The sequence below is a fragment of the Blastococcus sp. TF02A-35 genome, assembly GCF_004571075.1.
Classification (GTDB): Bacteria; Actinomycetota; Actinomycetes; order Mycobacteriales; family Geodermatophilaceae; genus Blastococcus.
Window position 1 is genome coordinate 40,448 of record NZ_SPQP01000019.1, and the last position, 11,688, is coordinate 52,135.

The 11,688-nt window shown below is 76.5% G+C and carries 11 protein-coding genes; all 11 read left to right on the top strand.

The features are described from left to right. Positions 1 to 9: 9 nt before the first annotated feature. Positions 10 to 1,173: an acyl-CoA dehydrogenase family protein gene (locus E4P43_RS10965; RefSeq protein WP_245159075.1), complete on the top strand. Its 1,164-nt coding sequence runs from the start codon at positions 10 to 12 to the stop codon at positions 1,171 to 1,173. Then, the gene (locus tag E4P43_RS10970; protein WP_135145485.1) at positions 1,170 to 3,242 is read left to right on the top strand and encodes a SpoIIE family protein phosphatase; all 2,073 of its coding nucleotides are present in this window, start codon (positions 1,170 to 1,172) and stop codon (positions 3,240 to 3,242) included. The genes E4P43_RS10965 and E4P43_RS10970 overlap by 4 nt, the downstream gene beginning before the upstream one ends. A 317-nt stretch (positions 3,243 to 3,559) precedes the next feature. Next, positions 3,560 to 3,886 carry an integration host factor, actinobacterial type gene (gene mihF, locus E4P43_RS10975; RefSeq protein WP_113801253.1) on the top strand — a complete coding sequence of 109 codons (327 nt, stop codon included), beginning with the start codon at positions 3,560 to 3,562 and terminating at the stop codon, positions 3,884 to 3,886. 43 nt (positions 3,887 to 3,929) lie between these two features. Further along, positions 3,930 to 4,529: a guanylate kinase gene (gene gmk / locus E4P43_RS10980; protein WP_135145486.1), complete on the top strand. Its 600-nt coding sequence runs from the start codon at positions 3,930 to 3,932 to the stop codon at positions 4,527 to 4,529. Between the two features lie 64 nt (positions 4,530 to 4,593). Next, positions 4,594 to 4,857 carry a DNA-directed RNA polymerase subunit omega gene (rpoZ, locus tag E4P43_RS10985; protein WP_014376157.1) on the top strand — a complete coding sequence of 88 codons (264 nt, stop codon included), beginning with the start codon at positions 4,594 to 4,596 and terminating at the stop codon, positions 4,855 to 4,857. A 110-nt stretch (positions 4,858 to 4,967) separates the two neighbouring features. Next, positions 4,968 to 6,191 carry a bifunctional phosphopantothenoylcysteine decarboxylase/phosphopantothenate--cysteine ligase CoaBC gene (gene coaBC / locus E4P43_RS10990; RefSeq protein ID WP_135145487.1) on the top strand — a complete coding sequence of 408 codons (1,224 nt, stop codon included), beginning with the start codon at positions 4,968 to 4,970 and terminating at the stop codon, positions 6,189 to 6,191. A 117-nt stretch (positions 6,192 to 6,308) separates the two neighbouring features. Continuing rightward, on the top strand, positions 6,309 to 7,499 hold the full coding sequence (gene metK / locus E4P43_RS10995) for a methionine adenosyltransferase (RefSeq protein ID WP_135145488.1): 1,191 nt from the start codon (positions 6,309 to 6,311) through the stop codon (positions 7,497 to 7,499). 53 nt (positions 7,500 to 7,552) lie between these two features. Then, a complete protein-coding gene (locus E4P43_RS11000; RefSeq protein WP_135145489.1) occupies positions 7,553 to 9,508 on the top strand; it encodes a primosomal protein N' in 1,956 nt (651 codons plus the stop codon). An 8-nt stretch (positions 9,509 to 9,516) separates the two neighbouring features. After that, positions 9,517 to 10,230, top strand: a complete 714-nt coding sequence (locus E4P43_RS11005) for an aspartate/glutamate racemase family protein (protein WP_135145490.1) — start codon at positions 9,517 to 9,519, stop codon at positions 10,228 to 10,230. Further along, positions 10,227 to 10,760 carry a peptide deformylase gene (gene def / locus E4P43_RS11010; RefSeq protein WP_135145491.1) on the top strand — a complete coding sequence of 178 codons (534 nt, stop codon included), beginning with the start codon at positions 10,227 to 10,229 and terminating at the stop codon, positions 10,758 to 10,760. Before E4P43_RS11005 ends, def begins: the two co-directional genes overlap by 4 nt. Beyond that, on the top strand, positions 10,709 to 11,686 hold the full coding sequence (gene fmt, locus E4P43_RS11015; protein ID WP_245159077.1) for a methionyl-tRNA formyltransferase: 978 nt from the start codon (positions 10,709 to 10,711) through the stop codon (positions 11,684 to 11,686). Before def ends, fmt begins: the two co-directional genes overlap by 52 nt. The last annotated feature ends 2 nt before the right edge of the window (positions 11,687 to 11,688 follow it).

Consider the following 11,688-nt stretch of genomic DNA (forward strand, 5'->3'; position numbering starts at 1 on the left):
TCGGCGATCGTGATCACGACCCCGACGAGCGTGGCGGACGCGGCGGCCCGTGCCGACGACGTGGCCCGCTCCGTCGCCCAGCCGCTCGTCGAGCGGACCGACTCCGGGGTCTGGCCCGCCGAGGCGGTGCGAGCGCTGCAGGCCGCCGGGCTGGGCGGTCTCGCCGCGCCCCGCGCCGTGGGCGGTGCGGGGCTCGGCCTGCGCGGCGTGGCGGCCGTCTGCGAGGTGCTGGGCCGGGTCTGCGCCTCCACGGCGCTCTGCTTCGGCATGCACTGCGTCGCCACGGCCGTGCTCGCGGCGAAGGCCACCGACCGCCAGCGCGCGCAGTTCATCGACGCCATCGTCGCGGGGGAGCACCTCACCACCCTCGCGCTGTCCGAGCCCGGGACCGGTGCGCAGTTCTGGCTGCCCCAGACGCGCATGACCCGCGACGGCGCCGGGCTGGCCGTCGCGGGGGAGAAGTCCTTCGTGACCAACGGGGGCCAGGCCGACTCCTACGTGGTGAGCACGGTGGCCGCCGACCCCGGGGCGCCGATGGGGCAGTTCTCCTGCGTGCTGGTCCCCGGCGACGCCGACGGGCTGACCTGGGGGCACGACTGGACCGGCATCGGCATGCGCGGCAACTCCTCGCGGGGCCTGCGCCTGGACGACGTCCGCCTGGGCGCCGACCACCTGCTCGGGGCCGAGGGCGACCAGATCTGGTACGTCTTCGAGGTCGTCGCCCCCTACTTCCTCATGGCCATGGCCGGCACCTACCTCGGGGTCGCCCAGGCGTCCCTGGACGAGGCCACCGCGCACCTGGGACGCCGGGCGCACGCGCACACCGGCCGCCGGCTGGCCGGTGAGCCGCTGCTCCAGCACCGCCTCGGGGTGCTGTGGGCGCAGGTCGAGCGCACCCGGCGGCTGGTGCACTGGGCCGCGGAGGAGGGCGACAGCGGCGGCCCGTCGGCGCTGCCCGGCCTGACGTCGGCCAAGGCCGAGGTCGCGCAGTGCGCGGTCGAGGTCACCAACGAGGCCATGACCCTCGTCGGCGGCATCGGCTACCGCGACCGCTCACCGCTGGAGCGGCACCTGCGCGACGCCCGTGCGGCCGACGTCATGAGCCCGACCACCGACATCCTGCGCACCTGGACGGGGCGGGCCGCCCTCGGTCTGCCGCTGCTGGGCGAGTGACCGGGCCCGACGCCCCGGGGCGCTGCGTGGTCGTCGAGCCGTCCACCGCCGACGTCGCCCTGCTGCGCGGGCTCTCCGGTGTGGACCTGGTCTCGCCGGGCGAGATCGACGCCCGGCTCGGCACGTCCCCGGAGCCGGTGGACCTCGTGGTCGTCGGGTCGCTGGCCGCCAGCCCGGTCGCGCTCGCGCAGCGGGCCCACCGACTGGTGCCGGGGGCGTCGGTCGCCGTGCTGAGCACCGACCCCGCGGCCGTGCGCCGCCAGGTCTCCTACGCGCCCGGGGTGCCCCTGGACGTGCTGGTCGGTACGGCCGGCGACACCGGCCTGCTCGCCGACCTCCGGCAGCTCCGGGAGGCCGCGGCAGGGCGGCGCCGGCACGCCGCCGTGCTGGCCGCCGTCGCGCGCCGGGCAGCCGCCGCGCCGGGCGGCCCGGCCCCGGGCCCCGCGGCGGTCGGGTCGCTGCTCGAGCACGCCCCGATCGCCGTCCTGGTCGTCGCGCCCTCCGGGGAGCTGCTCGGCTGGAACCGCCGGGCGGAGCTGGTGCTCGAGCTGGGGCAGGCGCCCACGGGGCACCCCGTCGACGAGGTCGTCCCCGGGGCCCTGGCCTACGTCGCGCAGCTGGCGGCCGACGGTCCGCCGCCGGCGCCGGTGCACCTGGGCATCGGCGACCGCCTCGACGTCGAGCTGACCGCGGTCCGCAGCCAGACCGACCAGGGCCGACCGGTGGTCCTCCTGCTGGTCGCCGACGTCACCGCGCAGCGCCGGGCGGAGCGGGAGCGGGACCGGCTCGCCGAGCAGGTGCAGCTGCTCGCGCGGGTGTCCGAGACGCTGGCGGGCTCCCTCGACGTCGAGGAGTCGATGGCCCGGCTGGCGGACGCGCTGGTCCCGGTGCTCGGCGACTGGGTCAGCATCCAGCTCCGCGAGGAGCGCGACCAGCTCGCCGGGGTGACGGTCCGCCACCGCGACCCGGCACTGGCCGGCGTCACCCGGGAGATCGAGCGGGTCATCCTCCGCCGTGCCGCGGGCAGCGAGGCCAGCCGCCGGGCCGCCGGGGGAGACGCCGTGCTGTTCCCGAGCGTCGACGAGGCGGTCCTCGCCGACCAGGTGCCCGACGAGGAGCTGCGCGCGCTCGTGCGGCGCCTGGGGACCGCCAGCGCCCTGGCCGTCCCGGTCCCGGGCCGCTCGGGGCTGCTGGGCTCGCTGCTCCTCGCCCGTGGCCCGGGGCGGGCGCCCCTGGAGCAGGGCGACCTGGCGCTGGCCGTCGAGATCGGTCACCGGGCCGGCATCGCCCTGGACAACGCGCGGCTCTACGCCGGGCAGCGGCACCTGGCCACCGAGCTGCAGCGCAGCCTGCTCACCGACCCGCCGCACCTGCCGGGCGCCGCGATCGCCGTGCGGTACGTCGCCGCGGCGCGCGAGGCGCAGGTGGGCGGCGACTGGTACGACGCCTTCCGCCTGCCCGACGGCGACCTGGTGCTCGTCATCGGGGACGTGGTCGGCCACGACACCCGGGCGGCTGCGGCCATGGGCCAGCTGCGCTCCCTCGTGCGCGGCATCGGCTTCACGACCGCCGCGACGCCGGCGGAGGTGCTGGCGGCGGTCGACCGGGCCGTCGACGGGCTGCAGCTCGCGACCATGGCCACCGCCGTCCTCGCCCAGCTCCGGCTGCCCGGGGACGGCGAGGGCCCCGGCCTGCTGCGCTGGTCCAACGCCGGCCACCCGGCGCCGGTCCTGCTCGGTGCCGACGGCCGGGCCCGGCTGCTGGGCGCCGTGGACGGTGCGGCCGACCTGCTCCTCGGCGTGGACCCCGCGGCCCGGCGGCGGGTCGAGGAGGCTGCGATGGCGCCCGGCGACACGCTCCTGCTCTACACCGACGGCCTGGTGGAGAGCCGGTCGCACGCCCTCGACGAGGGGCTGGACCTGCTGCTGGCGACGGTGGAGCGGCACGCCGACGAGGGGCTGGACGCGCTGTGCGACGCGGTGCTCGACCGCATGGTGCCCCGCGGTGGCCAGGACGACGTCGCCCTGGTCGCCGTCCGGCCACGCGCTCCGGGGGTGGCCGGGCCCTAGCCGTCGCCCGGCGTGTCGCGACGTCGGCGTGTCGGGCCGTCGGGCGGCTCCGTCCCGGCCCCGTGGTTTGCGGAACAGGGACGGCTCGTCGTCGGCCCTGAGCAGCCCGGATCACGGAGCGTGAGGGGCCTGGCCGGGTTCGGTTCGCACCCCGGGACGCAGCTCTCGACATCGTGTCGGCTCGCGTGCGGGTGACCTGCGAATTTGCCGGGAACCGACGTGGCGGACACGCTTCCACGAGAGAGCTGCAGAGCCTCCGAACCAGCGGAAACACCGTCGACCCACCTGGGCCGACGTCGACACGATTGGGTTGCACCATGCCCCTCCCTGACCTGTCCCCGGAACAACGTGCAGCAGCCCTCGAGAAGGCCGCCGCGGCCCGCAAGGCCCGCGCCGAGCTGCGTGAGCGGCTCAAGAGCAAGGGGGCGACGGTCGGTGACGTCCTCAAGCAGGGCGAGACCGACGAAGTGATCGGCAAGATGCGCGTCTCGGCCGTCCTGGAGTCCCTGCCGGGAGTCGGCAAGGCCCGGGCTGCGAAGATCATGGAACGCCTGGAGATCTCCCCGACGCGGCGCGTGCGGGGCCTGGGCGCCAACCAGCGCCGTGCGCTGGAGTCCGAGTTCGGCGGCGAGCAGGTCGTCTGACCCGGCTCCCGGCCGCACGCACGACCCGGGGCGAGGACGACGAGTGGCAGCAGCGACACCGGCACGGCTGACCGTGCTCTCCGGGCCCTCCGGAGTCGGCAAGGGCACCGTCGTCGCCGAGGTCCGACGCCGGCACCCCGACGTGTGGGTGTCGGTGTCGGTCACCACCCGTCGTCCCCGCTCCGGGGAGGTGGACGGTGCCCACTACCACTTCGTCAGCGACGCGGAGTTCGACCGGCTGATCGCCACCGACGGGCTGCTGGAGTGGGCCGAGTACGCCGGCAACCGCTACGGCACCCCGGTCGAGCCGGTGCGCGCGCAGCTCGCCAGCGGCCGCCCGGCCCTGCTGGAGATCGAGCTGCAGGGCGCCCGCCAGGTGCGGGCGCGGGCCCCCGAGGCGCAGCTGGTCTTCCTGGCCCCGCCGTCGTGGGCCGACCTCGTGAGCCGGCTGGCCGGCCGGGGCTCGGAGTCCGCCGACGTCCAGTCCGAGCGGCTGCGCATCGCGCAGGCCGAGCTGGACTCCTCGGGGGAGTTCGACGTGGTGGTCGTCAACGACGACGTGGCCAGGGCCGCGGACGAGTTGGTAGGCTTGCTGACTGCGCCGTCGCCCGGTCTGCACCAGGAGGCCGGCGCTCACGAGTGAGTCGGCGGTTGACCGCCCGCCGCCCCGCTCACTCCCACCGATCGATTGAGGAGCACGCCCGCCCGTGTCCGGAGTCGCACCTGCCCCCGAGGGCATCACCAACCCGCCGATCGACGAGCTGCTCGAGCGCACCAGCAGCAAGTACGGCCTGGTCATCTTCGCCGCCAAGCGCGCGCGGCAGATCAACGCCTACTACAGCCAGCTCTCCGAGGGCCTGCTCGAGTACGTCGGCCCCCTGGTCGACACCGCTCCGCAGGAGAAGCCCCTGTCGATCGCGCTGCGCGAGATCAACGAGGGCCTGCTGGCCCACACCGCCGGCGAGAACTGAGGACGGACCCCGCTGCCCCGCAGCGGGCCGTTCCAGCACCTCACCTGGATGGATGACGACGCCCCTGGCTCCGGCCGGGGGCGTCGTCGCGTCTGCGGCAGGATGAGCACATGAGCCGGATCGTGCTGGGCGTCAGCGGTGGCGTCGCCGCCTACAAGGCCGCGCTGCTGCTGCGCGCGTTCACCGAGGCCGGGCACGACGTGCGCGTCGTCCCGACCCCGGGTGCGCTGCACTTCGTCGGGGCCGCCACCTTCGAGGCGCTGTCGGGCAACCCGGTCACCACCGACGTCTGGTCCGACGTCCCCGAGGTCGCGCACGTGCGCATCGGGCAGGAGGCCGACCTCGTCGTCGTCGCCCCCGCCACCGCCGACCTGCTGGCCCGAGCCGCCATGGGCCGGGCCGACGACCTGCTCACCGCGACACTGCTGACGGCGCACTGCCCGGTCGTCTTCGTGCCGGCCATGCACACCGAGATGTGGCTGCACCCGGCGACGCAGGACAACGTCGCCACCCTGCGCCGTCGCGGCGCCGTGGTGCTCCCGCCGGCGGTGGGGCGGCTGACCGGGCCGGACTCCGGCCCCGGTCGCCTGCCCGAGCCGGCCGACATCGCGGCGCTGGCGACCGTGGTCCTCGACGCGGGCGCCGGTGCGCTGGCCCAGGACCTGGTCGGCCGCCGGGTCGTCATCAGCGCCGGTGGCACCCGCGAGCCCCTGGACCCGGTGCGCTACCTGGGCAACCGGTCGTCGGGGAGGCAGGGCTGGGCGCTGGCCCGGGTGGCCGCCGCCCGGGGTGCCGACGTCGTGCTGGTCGCGGCGAACGTCGAGCTGCCGGCACCCTTCGGCGTCCGGGTGGTGCCGGTCGGCACCGCCGAGGAGCTGCGCGCCGCCGTGCTGGCCGAGGCCGCCGACGCCGACGTCGTCGTCATGAGCGCCGCGGTGGCGGACTTCCGGCCGGCGAGCGTGGCCGCCACCAAGATGAAGAAGGGGTCGGCGAGCGAGCCGGACTCCGTCCCGCTCGTGCGCAACCCCGACGTCCTGGCCGAGCTGGTCGCCGAGCGCACCGCCGGGCAGCTCGTCGTCGGCTTCGCTGCCGAGACCGGTGACGCCGACGGCGACGTGCTGGCCCACGCCCGCGCCAAGCTGGCCCGGAAGGGCTGCGACGTGCTCGTGGTGAACGACGTCTCGGCCGGCCGGGTCTTCGGCCGGGCGGAGAACTCGGTCGTCGTGCTCGGCGCCGACGGCTCCGCGACCGAGGTGCCGGAGGGCACCAAGGACGCCGTCGCCGCCGGGATCTGGACCGCCGTGACCCCGAGGCTTCCCACTCCCGCGGGGTAGTGCGAGCACGCCCACGCGCCCGCGCCCCGGCCCCGCCGGTAACGTGCGCACCCGGTGCCGGCCGCCCGGCCGCCCACCGCAGGATCGTCCGCGCCCCGACACCCCAGGGAGTACCGAGTGCCACGCCGCCTCTTCACGTCCGAGTCGGTGACCGAGGGACACCCGGACAAGATCGCCGACCAGATCAGCGACGCGATCCTGGACGCGATGCTCACCCAGGACCCGCGCAGCCGGGTCGCGGTCGAGACCCTCATCACCACCGGCCAGGTCCACATCGCCGGCGAGGTCACCACCGCCGGCTACGTCGACATCCCGGCGATCGTCCGCGAGACGGTGCTGAGCATCGGCTACGACTCCTCCCGCAAGGGCTTCGACGGCGCGTCCTGCGGCGTCAGCGTCTCCATCGGCGCCCAGTCCCCGGACATCGCGCAGGGCGTCGACACCGCCTACGAGGCGCGCACCTCCGGCGGGGCCGACGACGAGATCGAGCGCCAGGGCGCCGGCGACCAGGGCCTGATGTTCGGGTACGCCACCGACGAGACGCCCGAGCTCATGCCGCTGCCGATCGCGCTGGCCCACCGGCTGTCCCGCCGCCTGTCGGCCGTGCGCAAGGACGGCTCGGTGCCCTACCTCCGGCCCGACGGCAAGACCCAGGTCACCGTGGTCTACGAGGACGACCGCCCGGTCGCCGTGGACACCGTCGTCGTCTCCTCGCAGCACGCCGAGGACATCTCGATCGAGACGCTGCTGACCCCGGACATCGAGGAGCTCGTGGTCGAGCCCGAGCTGGCCGCGCTCGGCCTGCCGACGAAGGGCCACCGGCTGCTGGTGAACCCGACCGGCAAGTTCGTGATCGGTGGCCCGATGGGTGACGCCGGCCTGACCGGCCGCAAGATCATCGTCGACACCTACGGCGGCATGGCCCGGCACGGTGGCGGCGCCTTCTCGGGCAAGGACCCGTCGAAGGTCGACCGCTCAGCCGCCTACGCGATGCGCTGGGTCGCCAAGAACGTCGTCGCCGCCGGCCTGGCCAGGCGCTGCGAGGTGCAGGTCGCCTACGCGATCGGCGCCGCCCACCCGGTCGGCCTGTTCGTGGAGACCTTCGGCACCGGCACGGTCGCCGACGAGGCCCTGGAGAAGGCGATCACCTCGGTGTTCGACCTGCGCCCGGGCGCCATCGTGCGCGACCTGGACCTGCTGCGGCCGATCTACCGGCCGACCGCCGCCTACGGGCACTTCGGCCGCTCGGACCTCGACCTCCCGTGGGAGCGGCTCGACCGCGTCGAGGCCCTCCGCGCCGCCGTCTGAGCCGGACCGCGCTGAGCACCTCCGTCCCACCCGACGACCCGGGCCGCCCCACGGTGGCCCGGGTCGTCGTCGACGTGCCTCTTGCGCACCTGGACCGGCCGTTCGACTACGCGGTCCCGGAGAAGTTCGCCGCGCTGGTGCAGCCCGGGTGCCGGGTGCGGGTGCGCTTCCACGGCCGGCTGGTCGACGGCGTCGTGTGGGAGCTGGGCGACACCACCGACTTCACCGGCACGCTGCAGCCGCTGTCGCACGTGCCGTCGGGGGAGCCGGTGCTCACCCCCCAGGTCGCCAGACTCGTGCGGGCCGTCGCCGACCGGTACGCCGGCACCGCCAGCGACGTGCTCCGGCTGGCCCTCCCGCCCCGCCGGGCCGCGGCGGAGAAGCGCGAGTCCCCGACGCCGGAGGCGCTGCCCGAGGCGCCGGACCCCGCCGGCTTCGCCCGGTACACCGCCGGCCCCGCGCTGCTCGCCGCCCTCGCCGAGGGCAGGCCGGCCCGGGCGGTGTGGACCGCGCTGCCGGGGGAGGACTGGCCCACCCGGCTCGTCGAGCTGTGCCGTGCGGCCCTGTCCGGACGGCGCGGGGCGCTGGTCGTCGTGCCCGACGGCAAGGACCTCGACCGGCTCGAGGCCGCCGCCCGGCGGCTGCTCCCGGAGCACTCGTTCACCGTGCTGCGCGCCGACGACTCCCCGGAGAAGCGCTACCGCCGGTTCCTCGCCGCCTCGCGCGGCGCCGCCCAGGTGGTCCTCGGTACCCGCGCGGCCATGTTCGCGCCGGTCCGCGACCTGGGCCTGGTGGCCATCTGGGACGACGGCGACGACCTGCACGCCGACGAGCACGCCCCCTACCCCCACGCCCGGGACGTCCTGGTCCAGCGCGCGTGGCTGGACTCCTGCGCCGCGGTGGTCGCCGGCACCTCCCGGACCGCCGAGGCGGCGGTGCTGGTCGAGTCCGGGTGGGCGCACGAGCTGGTTGCCGACCGCGCCGTGCTCCGCGCGAGCGCACCGCGGGTCCAGGCCCTGGGTGACGACTTCGAGCTCGCCCGCGACCCCGCGGCGCGGTCGGCGCGGCTGCCCTCGCTGGCGCACACCGCCGCGCGCAAGGCGCTGGCCGACGGCGCCCCCGTCCTCGTGCAGGTGCCGCGCCGGGGCTACGTGCCGTCGCTGTCCTGCGCCCGGTGCCGGGCGCCGGCCCGGTGCGCCCACTGCGCCGGCCCACTCGGCATCTCGCCGCGGCCGGGCCCCGGCGGCACCCGCATCCCGGCCTGCCGCTGGTGCGCCCGCCCCGCGGCCACCTTCGACTGCCCGCACTGCCACGGCACCAAGCTGCGGGCCGCGGTGATCGGGGAGAGCCGGACCGCCGAGGAGCTGGCGCGCGCCTTCCCCGGCGCGGTCGTGCGGACCTCGGGCAGCACCACCGGCGTGCTGGCCACCGTGCCGTCCGGGCCGGCGCTCGTCGTCGCCACCCCCGGGGCCGAGCCGGTGGCCGAGGGCGGCTACGGCGCGGCGCTGCTGCTGGACTCCTGGGCGCTGCTGGGCCGGGCCGACCTCCGGGCCGGCGAGGAGACGATGCGGCGCTGGCTGAACGCGGCCACCCTGGTGCGCCCGGCCTCGGCCGGCGGGCAGGTGGTCGTCGCCGCGGACGCCGCGCACCCGGTGGTCCAGGCGCTGGTCCGCTGGGACCCGGCGTGGCTGGCCGAGCGCGAGCTGGCCGACCGGCGCGAGCTGGGCTTCCCGCCGGTCACCCGCATGGCCTCGCTCTCGGCGTCGCCGGCGGCGCTGGCCGAGTTCCTCGCCGCCCTGCGGCTGCCGGGCGGCGCGGACCTGCTCGGGCCCGTACCCGAGCGGCCCCGGCCGGGCCAGGAGGGGGAGCGCGAGCGCTACCTGGTGCGGGTGCCCCGGGCGCAGGGCGCCGCGCTCGCGCACGCGCTCGCGGAGGTGCAGGGCGTGCGCAGCGCCCGCAAGGTGCCCGAGCACGTCCGGGTGCAGCTGGACCCGCTCGACCTGGTCTGATGGGGCCCGTGCGGACGATCGGACTGCTGGGCGGGATGAGCTGGGAGAGCAGCGCGCTGTACTACCGGCTGCTCAACGAGGCGGTGCGCGAGCGGCTGGGCGGGCTGCACTCCGCCCGCTGCGTGCTGCTGTCGGTGGACTTCGCGGAGATCGAGCGGCTGCAGGTCGCCGGCGACTGGGACCGCGCGGGCGAGCTGCTGGCCGCCGACGCCCGCTCGCTGCAGGCCGCCGGCGCCGACCTCGTGCTGCTGTGCACGAACACCATGCACGTCGTCGCCGGTGCGGTGACCGCAGGCCTCGACGTCCCGCTGCTGCACATCGGCGACAGCACGGCCGAGGCGGTCACCGCGGCCGGGCTCGGCCGCATCGGCCTGCTCGGCACCCGCTACACGATGGAGCAGCCGTTCCTGCTCGACCGGCTCTCCGCCGCCGGGCTGGAGGTCGTCGTCCCCGACCAGGCGGACCGCGACCTGGTCCACCGCGTGATCTTCGAGGAGCTCGTCCTCGGCGTGGTCCGGGAGGAGTCGCGCACCGCCTACCGCGAGGTGGTCGCCCGCGGGGCGCAGGGCGTGGTCCTCGGCTGCACCGAGATCGAGCTGCTCCTCGGGCCCGACGACGTCGACGTGCCGACCTTCCCCACGACGGCGCTGCACGTGGCGGCCGCTGTCCGCGCCGCGCTGGGGGAAGGCGGCCCACCGGCCCCGACTACCATCGACGGGTGAGCGTCACCCCCATCCGGCTGTTCGGCGACCCGGTCCTGCACCGTCCCGCCGCCCCGGTCGTCGACTTCGACCGCGAGCTGCGGCAGCTCGTCGCGGACCTGACCGACACCATGCACGCCGCGGGCGGGGCCGGCCTGGCCGCCCCGCAGATCGGTGTCGGCCTGCGGGTCTTCACCTGGTACGTCGACGGCGAGGTCGGCCACCTGGTGAACCCCGACGTCACGCCGATCGGGGAGGAGACCGAGGAGGGCCCCGAGGGCTGCCTGTCCATCCCGGACCTGCGCTTCGACTGCCGACGGCACCTGTACGTCGCGGCCACCGGCTGGGACATGCACGGCGAGCCGGTCCGCGTGGAGGGCTCGCACCTGCTGGCCCGCGCCGTGCAGCACGAGACCGACCACCTCGACGGCGTGCTGTTCGTCGACCGGCTCGACGCAGCGGCCCGCGAGGCGGCGCTGGCCGAGATCAGGGCGGCGGAGTGGGCCGGCATGGGTGCCTGGGTCCCGCGCGTGGAGGTGAGCCCCCACTGAGGCTGCTCTTCGCCGGCACGCCGGCGCCCGCCGTCCCCTCGCTCGACGCCCTCCTGGCCTCCGGCCACGAGGTGGTCGCCGTGCTCACCCGGCCCGACGCCCGCTCGGGCCGCGGCCGCAAGGTCAGCCGCTCTCCGGTCGCGGAGCGGGCCGACGAGGCGGGGGTCCCCGTGCTCCAGCCACGCTCGCCTCGCGAGCCGGAGTTCCTCCAGCAGCTGGCCGACCTCGCCGTCGACTGCGCGCCGGTCGTCGCCTACGGGGCACTGGTGCCGCAGGCGGCCCTGGACCTGCCCCGCCACGGCTGGGTCAACCTGCACTTCTCGCTGCTGCCCGCCTGGCGGGGCGCCGCCCCCGTCCAGCACGCGGTGATGGCGGGCGACGAGGTGACCGGTGCGTCGACCTTCCTGCTCGAGGCCGGCCTGGACACCGGCCCGGTCCTCGGCACCCTGACCGAGGCGATCCGGCCGCGCGACACCGCTGGGGACCTGCTCGAGCGGCTCGCCGTCAGCGGCGCCGGGCTGCTCGTGGCGACGCTGGACGGGATCGAGGCCGGCGCCCTGGAGGCGCAGCCGCAGCCGGCCGAGGGCGTGAGCCTCGCGCCCAAGGTCGAGACCGCGGACGCGCGCGTCGACTGGGCGCTGCCGACCCACGTGGTGGACCGGCGGGTCCGCGGCGTCACCCCGGCCCCGGGGGCCTGGACGACGTGGCGGGGCGAGCGGATGCGGCTGGCCCCGGTGGAGCCGGTCGCCGACGGTCCCGAGCTGGCGCCCGGTGAGGTGCGGCTCGACTCCGGCGCCGTCCTCGTCGGCACCGGCACCGGCCGCGTCCGGCTCTCGCAGGTGCAGCCGGCCGGCAAGCGGATGCTGCCCGCGGCCGACTGGGCGCGGGGCGCCCGCCCGGCGCCCGGTGAGCGGGTGGGGGAGTGAGC